Origin of the sequence: Streptomyces sp. NPDC050535, from assembly GCF_044457665.1 — a bacterium.
Lineage (GTDB): Bacteria > Actinomycetota > Actinomycetes > Streptomycetales > Streptomycetaceae > Streptomyces.
This window is the reverse complement of the sequence record NZ_JBITHE010000004.1, coordinates 532176-555989: the sequence shown is the minus strand read 5'-3', so window position 1 is coordinate 555989 and position 23814 is coordinate 532176. Positions and strand designations below refer to the sequence as shown.

The following is a 23814-nucleotide window of genomic DNA, read 5'->3' as shown; positions in this document are numbered from 1 at the left end:
CTGTGCGCGTCCTGCACGGTGATGATCAAGATGTGGGGCGAGGGGATCTTTCTGATGAGCAGTGGTCGGTGTTGGAGTCGGTGCTGCCTGCGGTGGGCACAAGTCGCAGGTGGTCTGGCTGTCGGCGGCTGGTAGACGGGTTGCGGTGGCGGGTTCGGACCGGAGTTCCTTGGCGAGACCTGCCGTTCGAGTACGGATCGTGGCAGACGGTGTATGGACTGTTCCGGAGATGGCGGCGATGGGGTGTGTGGGCCCGGCTGCTGACGTTGTTGCAGGCGAGGGCTGATGCGGCCGGGCTGGTCTTCTGGGAGGTCGATGTCGACTCCACCATCTGCCGGGCACAGCGCCGTGCTGCCGGTGCCCGCCGGCACGGTGCTGTGCAGAAGGAACCGCCGGGCGGAGTGAGCGCCGAACCTGAAGACCATGGACTGGGCAGGTCGCGATGCGGGTTCACCATGAAGATTCATCTGGCGTGTGAGCAGGGACAGAAGCCGTTGTCGCTGGTGATCACCGCCGGACAGCGCGGTGACAGTCCGCACTTCGAGCCGGTCCCGAACGCGATCGGGGTGCCCCGGCCTGGTGTCGGCCGGCCGAGAAACCGCCCGCTGCGGGTGCGAGGCGATAAGGCGTACTCTTCACGCGCAAATCGCGCCCACCTGTGCAGACGTGGCATCAGGTGCACGATTCCAGAGCCGGTCGATCAGGTCCGCGGGCGCCGCGGACGTGGCGGTGGCCGTCCGCCCTTCTTCGACCGCGAGGACCACAAGGCCCGGCACGCGGTCGAATGCGGGATCAGCCGTCTCAGTAGCACCGGGCCGTGGCAACCCGGTTCGACAAAACTGCGGTTCGGTTCGAGTCGACGGTTCAGGTCGCGGCGATTCATCGGTGGTTGTGAATCCTCAGCCTGCCGTCGTGCGGATGCCCCGGCAGGAAGGGACGGCCCTGCGGTCATTACGGAGGAAGGGCGCGTTTCCTGGCATTGGCGCGGAGCGGTGTGTTTGGGGTTGCACATTCCGTAGCGGCATGTGGTCCGGTGGACTTACGTCCCGATCCCTTGAGGGAAGGTCCCTGCTCATGCATTCGTCTTTCATGCCACCCCGCCAGGTCAAGATCGGTGACGCGGCGGCCTTCGTCGGCAGCACGCCACGGGCGATTCGCCATTACCACGAGATCGGCCTGCTCCCCGAGCCTGAGCGGGGCGGCGATGACCGCCGCCGCTACGGGTACGAGGACATGATCCGCCTGCTGTGGATTCGCAAGATGGCCGACGCCGGGATCGCCCTGGACGACATCCGTGACGCCTTTACCACCGGCACGGCTTCCGCTGGTGCGGACAGCGGAGACGGTATCGCGGGCATCCTGGAGCGGTTGGAGGAAACCCTCGCCGAGCAGGAGGCGGAATTGCGGCGGCAGCGGACCGCCGTGCAGCGGATGCGCACCGAAGGCAGCCGGATGGGCCTGCTCTCCGATTTCGTCACCGAACGCCTCAAGAGCCTGCCTGACGGCTCCCTGCGCCAGGCGGACCTGGACAGTCTGCTGGTCACTGAGCGGATCTTCGGCCCGCTCGGTGCGGCCGTCCAGGCCACCCGCTTCGTCGCCCTGGCCACGCATCCCACTCTGCGGGAGGATTCCGACCGCATCGATGACGCCGAGGAAGCACTCGATGACAGCGTCGCCGTCGATGATCCGCGGGTGACTCAGGTGGCCGTCGAGCGGCACGCCTTCGAAAGTGCCCTGCAGGCCGTCATCGAGGAGTCCGGCCTGGGGAAGGACGACGATGCCCTCTTCGATGCCTGGGAAACTTTGCACCCTGCTACCGCCGATGACAGCGAGGACGAGGCCGACCTCAGCTCTGACACGCGGGAGGCTGACCCCATGAGCGCTGTCGGAGCCATCGGCAAGATGCCCTACGACTTCTCCCCAGCCCGCCTGCGCTGTATGGAACTGGCCGAAGAACTATCCGCCCAAGAGTCACCCGCTACCTAAAACACTGCCTAGTAGTGCTTCGTTAGGTTCTGGCTCGGTTGGTTTTGAGGGGTTGGCCGCAGGTGGTGCAGGTTCGGGTCCAGACGCCGTCCCAGTGGGTCCGTCCACCGGCGCGTTCCTGGGCTGTGCGACAGGCCTCCTTTCCCGCCGACCGCACCGCGATCACAGCGAAGCGGGAGGTCATGGCGTCCTTGCTGCCCTGACGCCAGGTGACCTCCTCAAAGCGTGTGACAGCGTCGGCGAGGTCCCTCAGGGCCCGGGCACGGGTCCGACAGCAAGGCCGCGTGGGCGGACCCAGCCCGCCGTATGACGGCTCATACGGCTCGGCCGCCTATGGCTGGGCGACTTCCTTGGGATCGACGACCACCACATGGGACCAGCCGCGCTCTTCCAGCGCGAGCCGGAAGGAGACACTGCGGCCCTAGCCGGCATCGGCCACGATCACCGGCACCCGCTTGAGCGAGGTGGCCAGCTGGTCGAGCAGTCCCAAGGCCAGACGGGGGTTGGGCACATGACTCGCCTCCTCCGGCACCCCCACAGCCCGCCGCCGCACCGGCTCATCGGCCCATTCCGGGCAGGAAAAGCGCCCAGTCCAACGGGCACGAGGCGGTGTCGGCGGCCGCATGCACGCTGACCGCGACCTGGCAGTTGGCCCGCTTGCCCAGCGCTCCGCAGTACTGGCGGGCCACCCCCACCGACGCCTTCCCGCACTTGGGAAACGACACGTCGTCGATGACCCACACCTCGGGCTGGATCACCTCACACAACCGCTGGGCGATCCGCCGGCGCACCGGTAGCGAGTCCCAAGGCGACTGGCTGACGAACTGCTGCAGGGCCTGCACGTCACCGTCCGGCAGCCGCCCGGCCATCGGCTGGATCGACTTGCGCCGACCGTCCACCATCAGCCCCCGCAGATAGCACTCGCCCTTGGCCCGCTGGTCCTTCCGCGGCACCGAGGCGGACACACATTCGCCACAAACAGCCCCAACGCCGCCCGCAAACGGTTCACTTCATGCGTGTCCCCACATTCAACATGCTCCTGATCAGCAACAACGAGAACACCTAACGAAGCACTACAGGGACCTGTCCGGCGGATCATGTGACGGGTCGGATCGTTGGCTCGTGGTTCTCGGCATGGGGCGGGGTGATCTGACAAATGCGGAGTGGGCCCGATCGGAGCGGTGGCGGTGGGCGTGGTCATCTGGTGGTCTTCCGGTTCCGAAGCTGCCGCGGTGAAGCGCGTCATTTCCCGGCCGTGGTGGGGGCTCGGGGAAGGCGTAGCTGGAAGCATGCTCCGAGGGTCCGGGGGGTGAGGGTGAGGGTTCCTTGATAGCGGTGGGCCAGGTCGCGGGCGATGGCGAGGCCCAGGCCGGTGCCGCCGTGGTCGCGGGAGCGGGCGTCGTCGAGCCGGACGAAGCGCTCGAAGATGCGCTCGGCGTCCTCGGTGGGCACGCCCGGTCCGTCGTCGTGCACCGTGAGGACGACCCAGGCGTCCTGGTTTCGGATGGTGATCTGGATGCGGTGCGCGGCGTGGCGGGCGGCGTTGTCGATGAGGTTGCGCAGCAGTCGTTCGTATTCGTCGGGGTTTCCGTGTGCGTGTGCGGGGGCGGTGCTGTCGCAGGTGAGGGTCAACGGCTTTTCGGTGGAGGGGTATTGCTCGGTCAGCCGGGAAGCGAGGGCTGTCAGGTCGACGATGTCGGGGCCGGCTATGGGGGTGCGGGTGTCGAGGCGGGCGAGGAGCAGCAGGTCTTCGGCGAGGGTGTGGAGGCGGCGGGTCTGTCGTGCGGCGGTGGTGGCCGCGGCGGGCCAGTCGGTGCGTTCCGGGTAGGCGAGCGCGACTTCCAGGCTGGCGAGCAGTGTGGTGAGGGGGCTGCGTAGTTCGTGGGCGGCGTCCGCGACGAAGCGGCGTTGCTGGGCGGCGGCGTCGTCGAGGCGCTGGAGGGTGGTGTTGATGGTGGTGGCCAGGGCGGTGATCTCGTGTCCCGTGGCGGGGACGGTGACGCGTTCGCGTGGGTCGCTCGCGGTGACCGAGGCGGTGAGGACGCGGATGGCTTCGACCGGCCGCAGCGCGATGCGGATGGCGAAGTAGGCGACGGCGGCGATCAGTACGAGGCCGACGAGCCCGGCCCGCAGCAGCAGGCGGTCGGTGGCCTCGGTGATTGTCTCGGCGATGTCCTCGCCTGCGTGCGGGAGCACCACCACATGGACCCGCAGTTGGGCGTCGGCGGCGATACCCAGAGCGGCGACTTTTTCGTTGCTCAGTTCATCGGCCCTGACATCGTCGTACATGACCAGGTAGGTCCCACCGTCCTTGCCGAACCGGTCCCCGGGCTTGGCGTCGTGGCGCGCTGGTATGCGCATGGGACGGGTCGCATAGCCCCAGCCTGACGACTCGTCATCTGGCGGGGCGGGCAACTCGGCCTTCGGTGGGGCGGGCAGCACATGGCGGGTGCCGGGATCGAACTCCTCCATGCCTCCGCCGTAGGCGACAGCGGCGCGGCGGTCGGTCGCGACGACCTCGTAGGGCACAGTGCTTCGGCGAACGGGAACCACGCCCTCCTCCACCTGGTCGACGAGAGCCAAGAGCTGTGCCTGCGCCTGCCCTTCGGCGATCTGCGTGCTCTCGCGGTAGACGTCGTGGTGTACCCACCAGCCGATGCCGGCCAGGATGACGGCGGCGGCCGAGGCGGCGGCCAGGGCCGTGCGGGCTCGTACCGAACGCGGCCACCACAGGCGCCGCGGCTCAGTCGCGTTCACGGTCGTCCACCAGCCGGTAGCCGGTACCCCGTACGGTCTGCAGGGACCGTCGGCCGAACGCGGAGTCCACCTTCTTGCGCAGTGCGCTGACGCGCGCCTCCACCAGGTTGGGATCCCAGGCTTCGTCGGGCCACGCGTGATAGAGCAGATCCGCTTTGGAGACCGCCTGGCCCGCCCGGCGGGCCAGCAGTTCCAGCACGGCGAACTCCCTGGGCGTGAGTTCCACCCTGGCCCCGGCCCGACGGCAGACCCGGCCGGCGACATCCAACGAAAGGTCACCCACGGCAAGGACGGGCGGGGCGACCGTGGTGGCCCGTCTGACCAGGGCCCGCAGCCGTGCGACGAGCACCATGTAGGAGAAGGGCTTGGCCAGGTAGTCATCGGCCCCCGTGTCCAGGGCCTCTGCCTGATCCCAGTCCCCGTCCTTGGCGGTGAGTACCAGGATGGGGGTCGCGTTGCTTTCCCGGCGCAACTGGGCGCAGACCTTGTAGCCGTTGAGTCCGGGCAGCATCAAGTCCAGGACGACCAGGGCGTATTCGCCGGTCCGGGCCATCCACAGTCCCTGTCGGCCGTCATGGGCGAGGTCGACGCTGTAGCCCTCGGCGGTCAGACCGGTGTGCAGGGTGTGGGCAAGGTCCACCTCGTCTTCGACCACCAGGATGCGCATGCGGTGCAGCCTCGCACAGCGCCGGCCCGCCTTCCTGATCGGCCGGTCAGGTTGGGTCAGCATCCGGTCAACGAGGTCCGGGCACGCTGGCGATGTTTTTCGCCGCTGCTGCTGAAAGGCCCTGTCGCCCGATGTCCCTTGATGAACGCGGCCCCGCCGTGGCCAGGACGATTTCCCCTCCCGTACCCTCCCGTCGACAATCACCGAGCCCGGCCAAAGCCGTTGTCGTCATCGCGCCCTTGTTGCTGACCATCGCTATGGGGCTCTGGGGTATCCGTAGAAAGAACACCATGTGGGGGGACGAGTCCGTCACCTTTCAGCTCGCGCACCGCGATCTTTCGCAGATATGGCTCACCGCTCAGCATGTTGATCTGGTCCATGCCCTCTACTACGCCGTGATGCATGAGGTCTTCGGTCTTTTCGGCGGAGGGCTGCTGACGTTGCGGCTGCCGTCTGTGCTGGCAATGTCCGTGGCGGCGAGCGGAGTCGGGCTTCTGGCGCTGCGCCTGGCGGGACCTCGTGCCGGGCTGCTGGCCGGGCTGGTGTTTCCGCTCCTTCCCCAGGTACAGAAGTACGCGCAGGAAGGCCGCTCGTATGCCATGGTCTGCGCCCTGGTCACCTGGGCCACCTATGCGCTCGTGGTCAGCGTCCCGCATCGCGCCCGATGGCGGTGGGCGGTCTATGGCTCCACCATGCTGCTGGCCTGTCTGCTCCATGAGTTCGCGGTCCTCGCCCTGGTCGCACACGGCGTCACACTGGTTGTCTCCCGTGTTCCACGAGCGGTGCTGAGGGCGTGGAGTGTGGCTGCCGCGTGCGTGGTGGCCGGGCTGTTGCCGCTGGCGATCCGCAGTGCGGGGCAGTCGGGACAGGTGTCCTGGATCGGCGGACCGGTGCGGCTTCGTTATTTCCTGGTGGTGGCGGTCGTGGGCGTGGTGTGTGCCCGAGCGCCCCTGGGGGTGAGGGGGCCCGTTCGGCTTTCCGTGCTGGCTGTGCCGATTCTCGTACTTCCGGGTCTTCTGCTGCTGGTCGCCTCACTGGGCAAGCCCATTTTCGTCGATCGGTATGTGCTCTACAGCAATATCGGAATCGCCTTGCTGCTGGGCGCCTGGATGGATTACTTCCACCGGCGGCAGCGGTCGTCCCGCAACGCGTGGATCGCGGCGGTTGCCGTACTGGCCGCGCTCGTCCCGCCGAGTCTTTCGCTGAGGACGCCCCAGAGCCGGAGCAATGACGTCACCGCCATCGGCGCCGCCGTACGCAAGGAAGGCCGTCCCGGCGACGGGCTGCTCTATCTCTCCGGCCAGCACCGTGTCTTGACCGCGGCCAGCCCCGAGGACACCCGTTTTCTGACAGATCTCGCCTTGGCGCAGGATCCCGTTTCGTCGAACACACTTGCAGGTGTCGAGCTTCCCGCCCAGGATATTGCGGCACGCATGCTGGAATTCGACCGGATCGTCGTGGTCCGCGCGGCGGGTGCGCACTCGCCGACCAACCCGCAGGAGGAAGCGAAAACAAGCACCCTGCGGCGCCACTTCCGCGAGTACGGAACAACCCATGTCAACGGGGCTCGGGTCAGCGTCTATGTCCGAGGCCACGACCCGTCTCCGAAGGCCGGTCCTGGATCCAACAGCCCGGGAGCGAGCGGTGAGGTGATGAGGTGACGGCGGTGGTGCCCGGGTGACTCCCCGGGCACGTCCCGTCGGGCGGTGCCGGTGCGGAAATGCGGGGTTCGTACGACTCGTCGAGCCGTGCTCTCCTGGCCCTGAACGATCTCGTCGACGAACACGGTGTCGCAGCCGTCCTCAATACGGTGGACAAGTTCTCGGTCGAATAGGGCGCTGGGGTCGTGGTCTCCACTGCCTACAAGGCCAAAGGTCGAAAATGGGCCTCCGTCGGCGTCGGCGAGGACTTCGCTGAGCTGACAGACCAAGAAAAGACGGACGAGAACGGTGACCCCTTGCCCGACGACATCGAAGCTCGCATCGCCTGCGTCGCTGTGGCCCGTGCCCGCCACCGACTCGACATGGGCGGCCTGGGCTGGATCAATCGGCACCGACGGCAATCCCGGCGGAACGCATCGCGCCCAGGACCTGGCAGGTAGCGACAAGGGTGAGGCGCTGTCGGAGAAGGGTCTGTCGAGGAGCCGGCTGACGGATGGCCTGTAGAAGTCCCACAGTGACCTCCGCTAGCCTCTGCGAACAGATCCACCGCGCCAAGGTCACCCAGGCCGACCTGCACTGCGTCGGCTCCGTCACCCTCGACGCCGATCTGCTGGACGCGGCCGATCTGCTGCCCGGCGAGCTCGTCCACATCGTCGACATCACCAACGGCGCTCGCCTGGAGACGTACGTCATCGAGGGCGAACGCGGTCGGGAGTCATCGGTATCAACGGGGCGGCGGCCCATCTCGTGCACACCGGCGATCTGGTGATCATCATCAGTTACGCTCAGGTCTCCGACGCCGAGGCACGGGCGCGGCGGCCGCCGGTCATGCACGTGGACCGCGACAACCGGATCGTGGCTCTCGGCGCCGACCCGTCCATGCCGGTACCGGACTCGGACCAGGAACGCGGCCCGCAGGCCGCGTCGGTCTGATCCGCCGGCGAACGTGACCTCACCAGAGGAAGACGAGGAGTGGTGACCATGAGCGACATCGAGATCCGCGACAACCGGCCGGACGGCCTCCTGGAGGCGCTCGCCGGGGACGAAGTCGTCGGCCGCATCGAGTACTTCGTGCTGGAAGCCCCCGCCCGCGCACTCGTCCCGGTGCACACCATCGTGGAGCCCGCGCACGAGGGCCAGGGCATCGCCGGCTCCCTCGCCCGCGAGCTGTACGCCGCCGCCGCCCGCGAGGGCATCGTGGTCGCGCCGCTCTGCCCGTACGTCGTGAAGTGGGCGGAGCGTCATCCCCAGGAAGCTCCGGCAGCCGATCCGGAGCTGCGGACCGCGGCGCTGGAGTGGCTCGACGCGCATCCGGGCCGCTTCTGATGCCCGTGCCGCCGCCGACAGCCACGCGGCCCGGTCCGCTCGCCCTGCTGCACACCTCGCCCGCGCACATCCCCGTCTTCGACGCACTGCGCGACGAGGACCACCAGGGGCTCGAACTGCGGCACCTCGTCGCCGAGGACCTGCTGGCCAGGGCTCGGAGGGAGGGGCCCGAGGCGGTTGCCGACGAGGTGCGGGCCGTGCTCGACCGGGCCGTCGCCCAGGGCGCGGCGGCCGTGCTCTGCACCTGCTCGACCATCGGCGCGGTCGTGGAACGCGCGGGCGCCGTGGTGCCCGTCCTGCGCACCGACCGTCCGATGGCCGCCGCGGCGGTGGCCGCCGGGCCGCGTGTCGTCGTCCTCGCGTCGCTGGAGAGCACCCTGCCGCCGACGGTCGCCCTCGTCGAGGAGGAGGCCCGCGCGGCCGGGCGCCCCGTCGAGGTCCGTACCGTCCTCGTCGAGGGCGCGTGGGCACTCTTCGAGACGGGTGACATCGAAGGCTGCGCCCGTACGGTCGCGGCCGCGACCGACGCGGTCACCGACGCCGACGCGATCGTCCTCGCCCAGGGATCCATGGCTCCGGCCCAACGGCTGACGACGACCACGATCCCGGTCCTGTCCAGTCCACGCCCGGGGCTCGCCGCGGGCGCCGAGGCGGCACGCAGGGGCTGAACCGCGGCTCCGTTGGGTCCACCTGGTCGCCATCCGGTGCGCGAGGGGGTGAGTGGGTGCGCGGGAGCCGGGTAGGCGGGGGAAAAGTCCAGGGCCGACGTACCGACTGGCTGGAGGACAATATGACCCATCCGTATCCCGACCCTGTGCAGCCGGACCCCACCCCGGGTCCCGACCGCCCGCAGCCCTTCCCGGACCCGATCCCGAAGCCGGGCCCCCGCCCGGTGCCGGCACCGGATCCCGTTCCGTCGCCGTCCCCGATCCCGCCGGGACCCGACCCGTCGCCGGAACCCCAGCCTGGACCGGTCTCCTAGGCCAGGGACCAGGGAAAACGGACCGGTGGCCCGGTGCGGAACCTCCGCACCGGGCCACCGTCGTACCCGAACCCGCTCAGCCGGCCACCTCGGACCGGTCCCCGCCCCACAGCGTGTGGAACGAGCCCTCCCGGTCCGTGCGCCGATACGTGTGCGCGCCGAAGAAGTCCCGCTGCCCCTGGGTGAGGGCGGCAGGCAGGCGCTCGGCGCGCAGGGCGTCGTAGTAAGCGAGGGCCGCGGAGAAGCCGGGCGTGGGAACACCCTGGCGCGTCGCGGCGACCAGCACCTCGCGCCAGTCGTCCTGCGCGGCGGCGATCTCCTGCGCGAACGTCTCGTCGGACAGCAGGCTCGGCAGGTCGGCCCGGGCGCCGTACGCGGCCCGGATCCGGTCCAGGAAGGCCGCGCGGATGATGCAGCCGCCGCGCCAGATCGCGGAGACCGCGCCGAGGTCGATGTTCCAGTCGTACTCGTCGCTGCCCGCGGCGATCTCGTGGAAGCCCTGCGTGTACGACACGATCTTCGACGCGTACAGGGCCTGCTCCACCCGGTCGGCGAAGGCCGCGGCCTCCGCCTCGCCGAGCGCCGTAGCCTTCGGTCCCGCGAGACCCCGCGAGGCCTCGCGCAGCGCCGCGTGGCCCGAGATCGAGCGGGCGAAGACGGCCTCCGCGATACCGGACACCGGGACGCCCAGGTCCAGCGCGATCTGCACGGTCCAGCGGCCCGTGCCCTTCTGCTCCGCCTGGTCCACCACCACGTCGACGAAGGGCTCGCCCGTCGCCGCGTCCACGTGCGACAGGACCTCGGCGGTGATCTCGATCAGGTAGGAGTCGAGCCGGCCGGTGTTCCAGGTGCGGAAGATGTCGGCGATCTGCGCGGGGGAGTAGCCGGCCACATCACGCAGCAGCTGGTACGCCTCGCCGATCAGCTGCATGTCCGCGTACTCGATGCCGTTGTGCACCATCTTCACGAAGTGCCCGGCGCCGTCGGGGCCGACGTGCGTCACACAGGGGGCTCCGTCCGCCGCCTTCGCGGAGATCTTCTCCAGCATCGGACCGAGGGAGTCGTACGACTCGACCGGACCGCCCGGCATGATGCTCGGCCCGTGCAGCGCGCCCTCCTCGCCGCCCGAGACACCCATGCCGACGAAGTGGATGCCCTGCTCGCGCAGGTCGCGCTCCCGCCGCCGGGTGTCCGCGAAGTGGGCGTTGCCGCCGTCGATGATCATGTCGCCGGGCTCCAGGAGCGGGGCGAACTCCTGGATCACCGCGTCGGTCGGCTCGCCCGCCTTCACCATGATCACCAGGCGGCGCGGCCGCTCCAGCGCCTCGACGAACTCCTTCGCGGTCTCGGCCGCCACGAACTCGCCCTCGTCGCCGAACTCCTCCACCAACGCGTTCGTCTTGGCCACGGTGCGGTTGTGCAACGCGACCGTGTAGCCGTTGCGCGCGAAGTTGCGGGCGAGGTTGCGCCCCATCACCGCGAGACCCGTGACGCCGATCTGGGCTGATGTGCTCATACGGTTGGCTCCCATAGCTGCTGTAATCGGTAATGCCCTGCTGCCGGCCAGTATTACGCCGCCGCGACCGTGTCACACCGGATCGCCCGATCGGCGAGACACCCGTCACCGGGCCGACGGACCGCGATGTGGCCGGTCCGCCCGTCCGCGCACACTGACTTGGCAGTGTTCTGTACGCGGCGAAGGCCCCTCTCGCCTCAGCGATCCGCGCAACCAAAGGGGATTCCCGGTCACTTGAGGCGACGGGTCGGCTGATTGCCCTCTTGTCCTGGCCGGTTCGCAGCGTTTACTTTTGCCGCTCCTGAGCATGTCGAGGGGGGCTCCTTCATGGCCATGAGCGGCCGGCACCGCCGGTATCAGCCGAACAGGATCAACCGTGCTTCCCTCACCGTCACGGCAGGTGGCGCGGGTATCGCGCTCCCGTTCGTCGGAACCAGTGTCGCCCAGGCGGCCGACGTGAGCACCTGGAACGAGGTCGCGGCCTGCGAGTCCAGCGGCGACTGGAGCATCAACACCGGCAATGGGTACTACGGCGGGCTGCAGTTCAGCCAGTCCACCTGGGAGGCCTACGGCGGCAGGGCCTACGCGCAGCGCGCGGATCAGGCCACCAAGGACCAGCAGATCGCCATCGCCGAGAAGGTGCTCGCGGGCCAGGGGCCCGGAGCCTGGCCGACCTGCTCCGCCCGCGCCGGTCTGACCCGGGGCGGCGACACCCCCGACATCAGCCCTTCACAGGCACCGGCGCCTTCGCAGAGCACCAAGAGCGCTCAGGGGGCCAAGCGCTCCGTGCAGGACGTGCAGCCGCAGACCACGCCCCAGTCGCGGGCGGGCACCGCCGAGATGTACACCGTCCTCCACGGCGACACACTCTCCGGCATCGCCGACTCGCGGGACGTCCAGGGCGGCTGGCAGCGGCTCTACACCGAGAACCGCACGACCGTGGGCTCCGACCCGGACCTGATCCTCCCCGGGCAGCGGCTGAGCCTGCACGGCCCGGCCGCGGCGACGGACACCAAGGACCCGTCCGCCTCGACGTCCACGAAGACCAGGAAGCCCGCGGCGAAGCCGAAGCCCGCCGAGACTCCCAAGCCCAGAACGACCCCGAAGCCGTCGACGGGCAAGACGTCCTCCGGCAAGGCGGAGAAGGCAGACAGGGCCGACAAGGCGCAGAAGGCCGACAAGGCCGAGAAGAGGACCTCCACCCTCGTCGCCCCCGTGAACGCCTCGACCGGCACGCCCTACCACGCCTCGGGTTCCTCCTGGTCGAAGGGCTACCACACGGGCGTCGACTTCCCCGTGCCCACCGGCACCTCCGTGAAGTCGGTCGCGAGTGGCAGCGTCGTCAGCGCCGGCTGGGCCGGTTCGTACGGCTACCAGGTGGTCGTCCGGCACACCGACGGCCGGTACTCGCAGTACGCCCACCTGTCCGCGATCTCCGTGAAGTCCGGTCAGGGCGTGGGCGCGGGCCAGCGCATCGGACGCTCCGGGTCCACCGGCAACAGCACGGGCCCGCATCTGCACTTCGAGGTGCGGACCGGGCCCGGCTTCGGCAGTGACGTCGATCCCCTCGCCTATCTGAGGGCCGGCGGCGTCAGGATCTGACGCGGGTGCGGTGGTGGTTGACGAACGGCAGCGGTACGTACGGCGCGCCGTACAGGGCGGAGTAGTACGGCAGGTCGTTCGAGGCGTCCGTCTCCTCGGGCTCGCTCACCTGTGCCGGTACCGGTGGAGGGCCGGGTACGAACGTGTCCTCGCGGGCCGCGCCGGCGGACTGGTCGGGAAGCCCCGCGAGCAGCTTCTCGACCCCCGACTCGATGGTGGACTCGGCGTGCGATCCGGCCGTCACCGTGACCGTCTCCGTCTCCACCGACGCGGTTGCCGTCTCGGCCGGGACAGGAGCCAGGTCGGCAGCGGCGGCAGGAGATCCGTCCGCGAGTGCGGCCGGTGCCGTGGAGCGTCGGGTGCCTTCTAGACGCTCCGTCGTGAGCAGGATCAGGCCACCCGCCGCGACGACGCCGCAGCCCAGCGCGAGAACCGTGCCGGTCGTGCCGTAGCGGAAGGTCTCGCCGAACATCGTGATCCCGACGGCGGCCGCCATGACGGGGTTCACGACCGTCAGCGTGGCCAGCGGTGCCGCGAGCCCCGCGTCCTTGTAGGAGGCCTGCGAGAGCAGCATTCCGGCCGTCGCGAAGACGCCGATCACGGCGAGGCTGGGGAGGTCGGCCAGGGAGACCTGGTTCGTCCAGTCCACCGCGACGGTCTTCGTGAACACCGAGGACATACCGAAGGCGATACCGGCGGCGACCGCGAGCAGCACACTGCGCACGGCGGCGTGCCGGTGCGCGGCGCGTCCGGCCACCATCAGTGCGACCACCGCGCCGCCGGTCACCACGGCCAGCACCAGACGCTCGGTGCTGCCCAGGGACTGGGAATCGGAGGAGCCGACCAGTGACAGCAGGCCGGCGAGACCCACAGTGGCCATGATGGCGCCGCGCCAGGCGGTCGCCCCGGCCTTGCGGCCGACGAACAGGGCCGCCATGGGAAGGGCGAACACGATGGTCAGCGCGCCCAGCGGCTGCACCAGGCTCAGCGGTCCGTAGGCGAGGGCTGCCACGTGCAGCACCCCGCCGAGGCCGTTCAGCGCCACGGCCGCCCACCAGATCGGCCTGCGGAACGGCGCGAAAGTCTGCTCCGGGGAGGTCAGGGCGACCTGCTCCTGCACGATCGCACCGCCCGCATACGCGACAGCGGAGACGAACGAGAGCAACACGGACAAAGCGAGGGCACTCATGAGTCCCTCCTCTGCGTACTGCGGGGGCACTGTGCCCGGCGCGGCGAACGGTCGGCTTCCATGGTGACTACGATGCCTCGCGAAACTGTTCACGTCGTCGTACCTGAGCAGTCATTGGGTCCTACTGCCGATGGAGTACAAACCGCCCTCTCTCATACCCAGGGTGGGCGACATACGGCGCGGCCCCCCTGGTGGCAGCCCCTAGGGGACTTGGTACTACTGCTCTTCGTGGACCTCGACCCCCAGCTCGCGGCGCTCGGCCCGCTCGGCGGCTTCTTCGTACTACGCACCGGCGTACCGCCGCGAGGCCCGCTGCCCACGCTCGCGCAGGCGTACACGGCGCCACAAATCAGCACCCGGAAAGAGGTTTACGCGGATTCGGTAACTTTCCGCATCGAGAAGGTCGCGGAGAGTATTCAGGCGCCCGAGGCGAGGGTCGCCGTCTCCGTGGCCCACCAGGCCCTCGCCGCCCGTCTGTGGTCGGTCTCGCTGGGCGCCGCGGCGCTGTACGGGCAGGTGCCCGACCTCGACCCCCGCCTGCTGCACTGGGATCCGGACAGCGCCGCCCCGGACGACCTGTGGCTGTCGGAGGTGCGCCCTCTGCCGGTGGAGGCGATCGGTGAGATCGTACGGGCCGGGCATCTCAAGCCCCTGGCGGCGGCGCTGCGCTCCCGCCACCGCGTCTCCACGGGCCTGTTGTGGGGCAACGCCGGATCGGCCCTGGCCGGCGCCGTACGTCAACTCGACGGCTGGGCACGTGCCAACGGCCGCGCCGAAGTGGGTCACAGGGCCCGTGCACTCGCCGCCGAACTCCTCGCCCACCCCGACCTCTCCGCCACGCTCGACCCCGTCACGTTCCGCCGCCGCACTTGCTGCCTCTACTACCGCGTCCCCGGAGGGGGACTCTGCGGCGACTGCTGCTTCACCCGACCGCCAGAGCATTGACAGCGGCCGCGTCCGTGAAACCCCCCGACGGGAAGACCCCGTTGGGAAAGCCGTACTCTTCCCCAACCGCCCCAGGTGAGTGACGATGATGGGGCACCGGTCGCGACAACGGGGGTTCTGTGTGCGTGTTGGACTGCTGACCAGGGAGTACCCGCCGGACGTGTACGGCGGCGCCGGTGTCCATGTCGAGTTCCTCGCCCGGGAGCTGCGGGCCCTCACCGAGCTGGACGTGCACTGCTGGGGCGAGGGCGTCGCGAACGGAGTGGTGCGCCACCGCCCCTGGCCCACGCTGGACGGCGCCAACGACGCCCTGCGCACCTTCTCCGTGGACCTCTCCATCGCCGCCGCCCTCGAAGGCCGCGAGCTCGTCCACTCGCACACCTGGTACGCCAACCTCGCGGGCCACTTCGCCAAGCTGCTGTACGGCATCCCGCACATCATGACCGCCCACTCGCTGGAGCCACTGCGCCCCTGGAAGGCCGAGCAGCTCGGCGGCGGCTATGCCCTCTCCAGCTGGGCCGAGCGCACCGCCATCGAGTCCGCGGACGCCGTCGTCGCCGTCTCCGGCGCCATGCGCGAGGACATCCTCACCTGCTATCCCGCCCTGGACCCGGCCAGGGTGCGCGTCGTGCACAACGGCATCGACACCGCTCTCTACCAGGCGGACCACGACACCGACGTCCTCGACCGCATCGGCATCGACACCGGCCGCCCCTACATCCTCTTCGTCGGCCGCATCACCCGCCAGAAGGGCGTGCCCCATCTCCTGCGCGCGGTACGGGACATCGACCCGGCCGTGCAGGTGGTGCTGTGCGCCGGCGCTCCCGACACCCCGGAGATCGACCGGGAGTTCCGCGAGCTCTTCCAGGAACTGAGCGGCGTACGCGAGGGGGTGCACTGGATCCCGCAGATGCTGCCGCGCCCGGAGGTCATCCAACTGCTCACGCACGCCGCCGTGTTCGTCTGCCCCTCGGTCTACGAACCGCTCGGCATCGTGAACCTGGAGGCGATGGCGTGCGGAACGGCGGTGGTGGCGTCGCGGGTCGGTGGCATTCCCGAGGTCGTCGAGGACGGCGTGACCGGCGTCCTGGTCGATGTCGAGGGGGACTTCGAGGCCGGTCTGGCGCTCGCCCTGGACTCGGTCCTCGCCGACCCGGAGGCCGCCGGCCGGATGGGAGAAGCCGGACGGGATCGCGCGGTGCGGGAGTTCGGCTGGGACGCGGTCGCCAGAAGAACCGTCCAGTTGTACGAAGAAATCCTCAAACCGGGGTAACCATCGGACAGACGCAGTTCAGCAACAGGGGCCAGGCTCCATGAGAGAGCGTGGCTCGACCGGGTTGAGAGGGGCGGGCGGCATGCGGCGCGGTGGACCTTCGGTGCTGGGAATCGTACTTGCGGGTGGAGAGGGCAAACGGCTCATGCCCCTCACCGCGGACCGTGCTAAACCCGCGGTCACCTTCGGCGGCACGTACCGCCTCGTGGACTTCGTGCTCTCCAACCTCGTCAACGCCGACATCCTGCGCATCTGCGTCCTGACGCAGTACAAGTCGCACTCGCTGGACCGGCATGTGACCACGACCTGGCGGATGTCGAGCCTGCTCGGCAACTACGTCACCCCCGTCCCCGCCCAGCAGCGGCTTGGCCCGCGCTGGTACCTGGGCAGCGCGGACGCGATCCTCCAGTCCCTCAACCTGGTGCACGACGAACGCCCCGACTACATAGCGGTGTTCGGCGCCGACCACGTCTACCGCATGGACCCGCGGCAGATGCTCGCCCAGCACATCGACGGCGGCGCGGGAGTGACCGTGGCGGGGATACGGGTGCCGCGCGCCGAGTCCTCGTCGTTCGGGGTGATCAGCCCCGGCTCGGACGGCCAGCTCGTGCAGGGCTTCCTGGAGAAGCCCGCCGACCCGCCGGGCCTGCCCGACGACCCCGAGTGCGTCTTCGCCTCCATGGGCAACTACATCTTCACCACCAAGGCCCTGATCGAGGCTCTCCAGCGGGATGCCGAGGACGAGCACTCGGTGCACGACATGGGCGGCTCGATCCTGCCCATGCTCACCGAACGGGGCGAGGCGCAGCTCTACGACTTCAGCGAGAACCACGTGCCCGGCGAGACCACCCGGGACCAGGGCTACTGGCGCGATGTCGGAACCCTCGACGCGTACTACGACGCCCACATGGACCTGATCGCCGAGCGCCCCGCCTTCAACCTCTTCAACCGGAGCTGGCCCATCTACACCCACTCCGGGCAGCTCTCGCCGGCGAGATTCAACGCCGGTGGCATGGCCAGTGAGTCGATCATCAGCGCGGGCTGCCTGATCCGCGGGCAGGTCTCCAGGTCCGTGCTCTCGCCGGGGGTCGTCGTCGACCCGGGAGCCGTCGTGCAGGGCTCGGTCCTGCACGACAACGTTCACATAGGGCGCGGCGCGGTGGTGCGCGGCGCGGTCCTCGACAAGAACGTCGAGGTGCCGCCGGGCGCGACGATCGGCGTCAACCCGGACCGGGACACCGAGCTCTACACGGTCTCCAAGAGTGGCGTGATCGCGCTGGGCAAGGGTCAGCTCGTGTCGTAGACGGGTGGCGACGGCCCCGGTGAGTGGAGTGCTCACCGGGGCCGTTGTCATGTCCCTGGACAGCAAACAGTCTCTGTGCTGTGATGCCAACTGCTCTTTGACAACGTTGTAATGCCTCAGCAAGAGCCGCCTCTCCCGTCCTCAACGAGGAGGATCCGTGCGCATCAGACGACTCCGAGACCGACTCGCGTTACTGCTCGCCGTTGCCCTCGGTCTCGCCGGCCTGACGGCCGTACCCGCATCGTCGGCGGTCGACCCCGTGGAGATCCACGGTCTGAAGGGCGAGTACTACACCCAGTCCGCTCCCGGCGCCTTCGACTTCCACGAGCTGAAGGCCACCGGCTTCGACCCGACCCTCGACTTCGGCAACCTGGAATCCCGGCTGAAGTCCGCCACGGGCCAGGACAACGATGTCAGCGTCCGCTGGACCGGCCGGATCGTGCCCGCCAGGACCGGCCCCACCACCTTCTCGGTCATCGGCGACAACGGCTTCCGCCTCTGGATCGACGGCCGGCTCGCCATCGACCACTGGGTCGACGACTGGGACCGCGAACAGACCGCCGCCCCCGTCGAGCTGACAGCGGGGCAGGCCTACGACTTCAAGCTGGAGTACTTCGAGCACTTCGGCGGCTCCAACCTCCACGTGCGCTGGACCGAGCCCGGCGGCAGCAAGGTCGCCGTCCCGCAGTCCGCGTTCCGCCTGCCCGAGGGCTACGACTACGACGGCGCCGTCTCGACCACGGTCCAGGGCGACGGCCGCACCCTCAGGCTCGACTTCGCGCACGACCTCCTCGCGCCCCCCGCCACCCTCACCGAGCACATCGAAGCGGTGATCGGCGGCGCCAAGTGGCCCCTGGACACGGCCAGGCCGGATCCCGCCGATCCCAGGGCCCTCCTCGTCACGCTCAAGGAACCCGTCGTCGGCAACAAGACCGGCGACGCACCCGGCATCGCCGACGTCCGCTACGACGGACAGGGCGGCCTCAGCACCGCCGACAAGGCGATCGGCGCCTTCTGGAGCAGCGGCCCCAACCACTCCACGTACCAGCTGCGCACGTCGTGGGCGGACGAGGTCGGGCCGGACAACGCGCTCCCCGAGTACCCCAGGCCCCAACTGACCCGCGACGACTGGCGGAACCTGAACGGACGCTGGCAGTTCGCCGCGGCCACGGCGGGCGAGCAGCCGCCGGTCGGCAGGAACCTCGCCGAACGGATCCTCGTCCCGTACCCCGTCGAGTCCCAGCTCTCCGGCATCGAGCGGCACGAGGACCGGATGTGGTACCGCCGCACCTTCACCGTCCCCAGCGACTGGAAGGTGGGCTCGGGCAAGCGGCTCCAGCTCAACTTCGGCGCCGTCGACTGGCGGTCCGAGGTGTACGTCAACGGCACCCGGGTCGCCGAACACCAGGGCGGCTACGACAAGTTCAGCGCCGACATCACCGACGCGCTGAAGCCCGGCCGCACCCAGGAGCTCATCGTCGGCGTGTACGACCCGACGGACTCGGCGAGCGGCGAGAACCCTCCCGTCGGCAAGCAGCGCCTGGACCCCAGCGGCATCTGGTACACCCCGTCCTCCGGCATCTGGCAGACGGTGTGGATGGAGCCCGTCGCGGCGGACCACGTCGACTCGCTCAAGCTCACGCCCGACGTCGCGAAAAGCCGGCTCACCATTGAGGCCAAGGGTGTTCGGGACGGTCTCGCGGTCACGGCGACGGCGTACGCCGGAAGGCACAAGGTCGCGACGGTCAGCGGCCGCACCGGACAGCCGCTCACCCTGAAGATCACCGATCCGCGGCTCTGGTCCCCCGACGACCCCTTCCTCTACGACCTCAGGGTGACCGTCGGCCGCGACCGGGTCGCGAGCTACTTCGGGATGCGCTCGATCGCGGTGGAGCAGGTCGACGGCACCCCGCGCACCGTCCTCAACGGCGAGCCCGTTTTCATGATGGCCACCCTCGACCAGGGTTTCTGGCCCGACGGACTGCACACGGCGCCGACGGACGAGGCCCTCGCGTACGACCTCAGAACCCACAAGGAGCTGGGCTTCAACGCCGTACGCAAGCACATCAAGGTGGAGCCCGACCGCTGGTTCTACTGGGCCGACCGGCTCGGACTGATGGTCTGGCAGGACATGCCCGCGATGACCGCCGGGGTGAACCCGGACGCGGAGTCCCGCGCCGAGTACGAGCGCGAGATGAAGCAGATGATCGACGAGCACATCAGCAGCCCGTCGGTGGTCATGTGGGTGACCTTCAACGAGGGCTGGGGGCAGTACGACGAGGCCCGCATCGCCGACCAGGCCAAGTCCTGGGACCCGACACGGCTGGTGAACAGCATGTCGGGCCTCAACCTGGGCCACGACGGCGGCACCGGCGACATCATGGACGAGCACGGCTATCCGAGCCCCGCACTGCCACCCACCCCCGACGGGAGACGGGCGCTGGTCACCGGCGAGTACGGCGGCCTCGGACTCGCGGTGCCGGGACACGCCTGGTCGGTGCAGCAGTCGTACGTCGACGTGGACCCGGCGACCTACACGGACGACTACCTGGCGCGGCTCGACGAGGTACGCCAACTGGCCTGCCGGGGATCCAACGGCGCCGTCTACACACAGATCTCGGACGTCGAGGGCGAGCTCAACGGGCTCCTGACCTACGACCGCAAGGTCCTCAAGCCCGACGTCCAGCGCGTGCGGGCCGCGCACGAGGCGCTGATCCGGGACGCGTCCCGGGCGACGCCCGTGGGCTGCCCGACCGCGTGATGCCACGACAACGGAGGTCTTCCCCATGAGATGGACCAGGCACCTGCGCCTGCTCGCGGCGGGGGCGGTGACGGTGTCGGCGCTGGTCGCCGCGCCCGCCGCCCAGGCCGCCGAGCCGAGAGCCGGCCGACTCACCGATCTGGTCAACCCGTTCATCGGAACCGAGAACGAGGGCAACACCTACCCCGGGGCCGCGGTGCCCTTCGGCATGGTGCAGCTCTCGCCGGACACCGGCCACAACACCGGATACGACTACTCGCAGAACCACGTGCGGGGCTTCTCCCTCGTGCATCTGTCGGGCGTCGGCTGCGGACTTGGCGGCGATCTGCCCGTCCTGCCGACCACGGGCGACGTCACACAGACGGACTACGCCCAGTACGCGGCCGAGTTCAGCCACGACGACGAGCAGGCGAACCCCGGCTACTACAAGGTCGGCCTGAAGACCGGCATCGACGCCGAACTGACGGCCACCGCACGCACCGGCGTGCAGCGCTACACCTTCCCGGCCACGGACAAGGCCAACGTCCTGCTCAACGCCGGCCAGTCGCTGCACAGGACGATCTCCACCAAGGTCGAGATCCTCGACAACCGCACCGTGCGCACGGCGATCACGGGCAGCGGCTTCTGCCAGGACACCAAGCCCTACACCGTCTACACGATCACCCGCTTCGACCGGCCGTTCACCACGTACGGCACCTGGGACGGCACCACGGTCACCAGCGGGTCCGCGTCGGGCCGCGACGGCGCCTACGTCCGCTTCGACACCACCAGGGACCGTACGGTCGAGGCGACCACCGCCCTCTCGTACGTGGACGCCCGCGGCGCGGCGGTCAACCTCCGCTCCGAGGGCGGCCGTTCGTTCGACGCCATCCGTGGTGCGGCCCACCGCGCCTGGGAGGACCGGCTCGACGACGTACGCGCCCGGGGCGGCAGCGACACCCTGCGGCGCACCTTCTACTCCTCCCTCTACCGGTCCTTCCTCGCGCCCAACATCGGCAGCGACGCCGACGGCCGCTACACCGGATGGGACCAGAAGATCCACCGCGCGCGGGGATTCACCTACTACCAGAACTGGTCCCTGTGGGACACCTACCGGACCCAGTCGCAACTCCTGTCGCTGCTCGCGCCACGGGAGGCACGCGACATGGCGATCTCCGTGATCAGAATCGACGAGGAGAGCGGCTGGCTGCCCAAGTGGGGCTACGGCACGGTCGAGACGAACATCATGACCGGCGACCCGGTCACCCCGTTCCTGACCAACGCCTATCAGCAGGGGCTGCTCAAAGGGTACGAGGAACGGGCCTACCGCGCGCTGAAGAAGAACGCCGACGGCGTACCGCCCGCGGACTCGCCGGCGGTGGGCCGTGAGGCCAACCGGGAGTACCTCGCCGACGGATACGCGCCCTACATCGCGGGCCGCCCCCATGTGAAACCCGGCGACTCGGACTACGACCACGGGGCTTCCGCCACCCTGGAGTACGCCCTGTCGGACGCGATGCTCGGCGCGATGGCCGGGGACCTCGGGCATGCCGCGGACGCCGCGCGCTATGCCGCCCGCGCGCAGAACTACCGTGAGATCTACGACAGTTCGACCGGTTTCTTCCGGGCGCGCGACGCCTCCGGGGCCTTCACGGGACCGGCCGACCCGGCCCTGAGCGAAGGCTTCCACGAAGGCACCTCCTGGCAGTACCAGTGGCTGGTGCCGCAGGACCTGCCGGGCATGGTCGACCTGATCGGCGGACGGCAGGCGGCCAACGACCGGCTCGACTCGTTCTTCGCCTACGGGAAACTCGTCGAGGATCCGGCGAGGACGGCACGGGAGGTGTGGGTCAACGGCCCGTACGAGTACTACAACGCGGACAAGTACAACCCGCAGAACGAGCCCGACCTGATCGCGCCGTACACCTACCTGTCGACCGGCCAGCCCTGGAAGACGACCGACGTGGTGCACGCGGCGCTGACCCTGTTCACCGACGCCCCGACCGGAATGACCGGCAACGACGACCTGGGCACGATGTCCGCCTGGAACGTCCTGTCGTCCATCGGGATCTTCCCGGTGCAGCCCGGCTACGACACCTGGGGCCTGTCCACACCCGTCTTCGAGCGCGTCGACCTGACGCTCGACCGGCGCTACTACCCGCGCGGCACACTGACCGTGACGGCGCCGGGCACCTCGGAGGAGGACCGCTACATCCAGTCGGCCCGCGTGGACGGATCCTCGTACGGCCGTACGTATCTGACGACCGACGCGCTACGCCGTCTGTCCTCGCTCGCCTTCACGGTCGGCTCCGAGCCGTCCGGGTGGGGAACGTCCGCGGACGCCGCCCCACCGGCGCTGAACTGATCCGCAGGTCACCTGAGTCCCGCCCCTCACAAAGGGGCGGGACGGGTGACCGTACTTAATCTGCTGTTAACTGAGCGTAGCTTGATCGTACTTGACCGTAATTGAGGGTCCGGGTTTGACTGCTTGTTCACCCGTCGTCGACGCGAGAGCGATTCTTTGACCTCCGATCTGCTCGCACCACTCGACCTGGCGTTCTGGAACATCGAGTCCGCCCAGCACCCCATGCACCTCGGTGCCCTCGGGGTCTTCGCGGCCAACTCACCCACCGCGGGGGCGCACGCCGCCGAGCTGCTCGCCGCCCGCGCGGCAGGAGTCCCGGGGCTGCGCATGCGGATCCGTGACGTATGGCAGCCGCTGGCCTTCCCGCTCACCTTTCCGCCGGCCTTCGGCGGTGCGGCCCGCGAGCCCACGCCCGACTTCGAGCCGCTCGACCACGTGACGCTGCACGCGCCGGCCGCCGACTTCCACGCGGACGCCGGCCGGCTCATGGAGCGCCCTCTGGAGCGCGGCCGGCCGCCGTGGGAGGCGCATGTGCTGCCCGGCGAGGACGGGGTGTCCTTCGCCGTGCTCTTCAAGTTCCATCACGCGCTCGCCGACGGCCTGCGCGCGCTGATGCTCGCGGCCGCGATCATGGACCCGATGGACCTGCCGGAGCCCCGCCCGCGCCCCGCCGAGCCGCCCCGGGCACTCCTCCCCGACGTCCGCAGGCTCCCGGACCTGGTCCGCGACACCCTCTCCGACGTGGGCCGGGCCCTCGACATCGGCGCCTCGGTCGCCCTGTCGAACCTGGGCGTACGGTCCACCCCCGCCCTCACCTCGCGGCCCACCGGCACCCGCCGCACCGCGGGCGTGGTCATCGACCTCGACGACGTGCACCGGGTCCGAAAGACCGTCGGCGGCACCGTCAACGACGTCCTGATCGCCGTCGTCGCGGGCGCCCTGCGCCGCTGGCTCGACGAGCGCGGCGACGGCAGCGCGGGCGTCACCCCGCGTGCCCTGATCCCCGTCTCCAAACGCCGTCCGCGCACCGCGCACCCGCAGGGGAACCGGCTCTCCGGCTACCTGATACGGCTCCCGGTCGACGACCCGGACCCGCTGGAACGGCTGCGCACGGTCCGCACCGCCATGGACCGCAACAAGGACGCCGGACCCAACCGGGGCGCGGGCGCCGTCGCGCTGCTCGCCGAGCACGTGCCGCCGCTCGGGCACCGGATCAGCGGCCCCGTCGTCAGCCAGGCGGCCCGGCTGCTCTTCGACATCCTGGTCACCAGCGTGCCGCTGCCCAGCCTCGGCCTGAAGCTCGGCGGCTGCCCGCTCACCGAGGTGTTCCCGTTCGCCCCGCTGGCCCGCGGCCAGGCACTGGCGGTGGCCGTCTCGACGTACCGCGGACAGGTCCACTACGGGCTGGTGGCCGACGCGAAGGCCGTGCCGGACCTCGATGTGCTGGCCCGCGCGCTGACCGAGGAGGTGGCTGCGCTGAACGCCGCCTGCGCCCCCTGAAA

General features: G+C 69.7%; 18 protein-coding genes and 1 pseudogene. 13 read left to right on the top strand and 6 right to left on the bottom strand.

All coding sequences use genetic code 11. The annotated features are described in order from the left end of the window. Positions 1-32 precede the first annotated feature (32 nt). Positions 33-895 (top strand): IS5 family transposase gene (locus tag ACIBLC_RS13025; RefSeq protein WP_399210956.1). Its coding sequence is split into 2 segments (ribosomal slippage): positions 33-810 and positions 810-895, totalling 864 coding nucleotides; the frame shifts between segments, so codons are not numbered across the junction. Positions 896-1074: 179 nt separating this feature from the next. Next, positions 1075-1986 (top strand): MerR family transcriptional regulator, encoded by a 912-nt coding sequence (locus ACIBLC_RS13020; RefSeq protein ID WP_399210934.1) that lies wholly within the window; start codon positions 1075-1077, stop codon positions 1984-1986. Between the two features lie 421 nt (positions 1987-2407). Here ACIBLC_RS13020 and ACIBLC_RS13015 read toward each other — a convergent pair whose 3' ends face one another. The 4 genes from ACIBLC_RS13015 to ACIBLC_RS13000 form a co-directional block, all read right to left on the bottom strand. Next, positions 2408-2611, bottom strand: coding sequence for a transposase (locus tag ACIBLC_RS13015; protein ID WP_399210933.1), 204 nt, complete (start codon positions 2609-2611; stop codon positions 2408-2410). Then, entirely contained in the window at positions 2544-2939 is a 396-nt protein-coding gene (locus ACIBLC_RS13010) for a transposase (protein WP_399210932.1), read from the bottom strand. The genes ACIBLC_RS13015 and ACIBLC_RS13010 overlap by 68 nt, the downstream gene beginning before the upstream one ends. Before the next feature lie 289 nt (positions 2940-3228). Beyond that, a complete protein-coding gene (locus tag ACIBLC_RS13005; protein ID WP_399210931.1) occupies positions 3229-4743 on the bottom strand; it encodes a sensor histidine kinase in 1515 nt (504 codons plus the stop codon). Beyond that, complete coding sequence (locus ACIBLC_RS13000) at positions 4730-5410, bottom strand: response regulator transcription factor (RefSeq protein WP_399210930.1); 681 nt, start codon at positions 5408-5410, stop codon at positions 4730-4732. Before ACIBLC_RS13000 ends, ACIBLC_RS13005 begins: the two co-directional genes overlap by 14 nt. Positions 5411-5541: 131 nt before the next feature. On the opposite strand from ACIBLC_RS13000, the gene ACIBLC_RS12995 reads away from it, so the two are divergent. The 4 genes and pseudogenes from ACIBLC_RS12995 (at position 5542) to ACIBLC_RS12980 (ending at position 9065) form a co-directional block, all read left to right on the top strand. Continuing rightward, the gene (locus tag ACIBLC_RS12995; RefSeq protein WP_399210928.1) at positions 5542-7071 is read left to right on the top strand and encodes a hypothetical protein; all 1530 of its coding nucleotides are present in this window, start codon (positions 5542-5544) and stop codon (positions 7069-7071) included. Between the two features lie 493 nt (positions 7072-7564). After that, positions 7565-8004 (top strand): annotated as a pseudogene (gene panD / locus ACIBLC_RS12990) (aspartate 1-decarboxylase). Between the two features lie 48 nt (positions 8005-8052). Next, on the top strand, positions 8053-8397 hold the full coding sequence (locus tag ACIBLC_RS12985; protein WP_399210927.1) for a GNAT family N-acetyltransferase: 345 nt from the start codon (positions 8053-8055) through the stop codon (positions 8395-8397). Then, positions 8397-9065, top strand: coding sequence for an aspartate/glutamate racemase family protein (locus ACIBLC_RS12980; RefSeq protein WP_399210926.1), 669 nt, complete (start codon positions 8397-8399; stop codon positions 9063-9065). The genes ACIBLC_RS12985 and ACIBLC_RS12980 overlap by 1 nt, the downstream gene beginning before the upstream one ends. 390 nt (positions 9066-9455) lie before the next feature. On the opposite strand, the gene gndA is transcribed toward ACIBLC_RS12980, so the two are convergent. Then, positions 9456-10895: an NADP-dependent phosphogluconate dehydrogenase gene (gene gndA, locus ACIBLC_RS12975; protein ID WP_399210925.1), complete on the bottom strand. Its 1440-nt coding sequence runs from the start codon at positions 10893-10895 to the stop codon at positions 9456-9458. Between the two features lie 327 nt (positions 10896-11222). Here gndA and ACIBLC_RS12970 point away from each other — a divergent pair, with 327 nt between their 5' ends. Further along, the gene (locus tag ACIBLC_RS12970; protein ID WP_399210924.1) at positions 11223-12497 is read left to right on the top strand and encodes a transglycosylase family protein; all 1275 of its coding nucleotides are present in this window, start codon (positions 11223-11225) and stop codon (positions 12495-12497) included. On the opposite strand, the gene ACIBLC_RS12965 is transcribed toward ACIBLC_RS12970, so the two are convergent. Continuing rightward, on the bottom strand, positions 12487-13686 hold the full coding sequence (locus ACIBLC_RS12965) for a DMT family transporter (protein WP_399210923.1): 1200 nt from the start codon (positions 13684-13686) through the stop codon (positions 12487-12489). The two genes, ACIBLC_RS12970 and ACIBLC_RS12965, sit on opposite strands and share 11 nt — an antisense overlap. A 228-nt stretch (positions 13687-13914) precedes the next feature. On the opposite strand from ACIBLC_RS12965, the gene ACIBLC_RS12960 reads away from it, so the two are divergent. From ACIBLC_RS12960 to ACIBLC_RS12935, 6 genes are all read left to right on the top strand, one after another. Continuing rightward, positions 13915-14631 carry a (2Fe-2S)-binding protein gene (locus ACIBLC_RS12960; RefSeq protein ID WP_399210922.1) on the top strand — a complete coding sequence of 239 codons (717 nt, stop codon included), beginning with the start codon at positions 13915-13917 and terminating at the stop codon, positions 14629-14631. A 121-nt stretch (positions 14632-14752) separates the two neighbouring features. Continuing rightward, positions 14753-15904 carry a glycogen synthase gene (glgA, locus tag ACIBLC_RS12955; RefSeq protein WP_399210921.1) on the top strand — a complete coding sequence of 384 codons (1152 nt, stop codon included), beginning with the start codon at positions 14753-14755 and terminating at the stop codon, positions 15902-15904. An 82-nt stretch (positions 15905-15986) separates the two neighbouring features. Then, entirely contained in the window at positions 15987-17207 is a 1221-nt protein-coding gene (gene glgC, locus ACIBLC_RS12950) for a glucose-1-phosphate adenylyltransferase (protein ID WP_399210920.1), read from the top strand. A 157-nt stretch (positions 17208-17364) separates the two neighbouring features. Next, positions 17365-19968 (top strand): PA14 domain-containing protein, encoded by a 2604-nt coding sequence (locus ACIBLC_RS12945; RefSeq protein ID WP_399210919.1) that lies wholly within the window; start codon positions 17365-17367, stop codon positions 19966-19968. A 25-nt stretch (positions 19969-19993) separates the two neighbouring features. Beyond that, the gene (locus ACIBLC_RS12940) at positions 19994-22312 is read left to right on the top strand and encodes a GH92 family glycosyl hydrolase (RefSeq protein ID WP_399210918.1); all 2319 of its coding nucleotides are present in this window, start codon (positions 19994-19996) and stop codon (positions 22310-22312) included. Positions 22313-22468: 156 nt separating this feature from the next. Beyond that, complete coding sequence (locus tag ACIBLC_RS12935; RefSeq protein ID WP_399210917.1) at positions 22469-23812, top strand: wax ester/triacylglycerol synthase family O-acyltransferase; 1344 nt, start codon at positions 22469-22471, stop codon at positions 23810-23812. Positions 23813-23814 lie beyond the last annotated feature (2 nt).

Coding starts and splice junctions, on each gene's coding strand:
- ACIBLC_RS13015 (WP_399210933.1), bottom strand. CDS start 2,611: ATGCGGCCGCCGACACCGCCTCGTGCCCGTTGGACTGGGCGCTTTTCC.
- ACIBLC_RS13000 (WP_399210930.1), bottom strand. CDS start 5,410: ATGCGCATCCTGGTGGTCGAAGACGAGGTGGACCTTGCCCACACCCTG.
- ACIBLC_RS12995 (WP_399210928.1), top strand. CDS start 5,542: ATGTCCCTTGATGAACGCGGCCCCGCCGTGGCCAGGACGATTTCCCCT.
- glgC (WP_399210920.1), top strand. CDS start 15,987: ATGCGGCGCGGTGGACCTTCGGTGCTGGGAATCGTACTTGCGGGTGGA.
- ACIBLC_RS12965 (WP_399210923.1), bottom strand. CDS start 13,686: ATGAGTGCCCTCGCTTTGTCCGTGTTGCTCTCGTTCGTCTCCGCTGTC.
- ACIBLC_RS12985 (WP_399210927.1), top strand. CDS start 8,053: ATGAGCGACATCGAGATCCGCGACAACCGGCCGGACGGCCTCCTGGAG.
- gndA (WP_399210925.1), bottom strand. CDS start 10,895: ATGAGCACATCAGCCCAGATCGGCGTCACGGGTCTCGCGGTGATGGGG.
- ACIBLC_RS12940 (WP_399210918.1), top strand. CDS start 19,994: ATGAGATGGACCAGGCACCTGCGCCTGCTCGCGGCGGGGGCGGTGACG.
- ACIBLC_RS12980 (WP_399210926.1), top strand. CDS start 8,397: ATGCCCGTGCCGCCGCCGACAGCCACGCGGCCCGGTCCGCTCGCCCTG.
- ACIBLC_RS12970 (WP_399210924.1), top strand. CDS start 11,223: ATGGCCATGAGCGGCCGGCACCGCCGGTATCAGCCGAACAGGATCAAC.
- ACIBLC_RS13020 (WP_399210934.1), top strand. CDS start 1,075: ATGCATTCGTCTTTCATGCCACCCCGCCAGGTCAAGATCGGTGACGCG.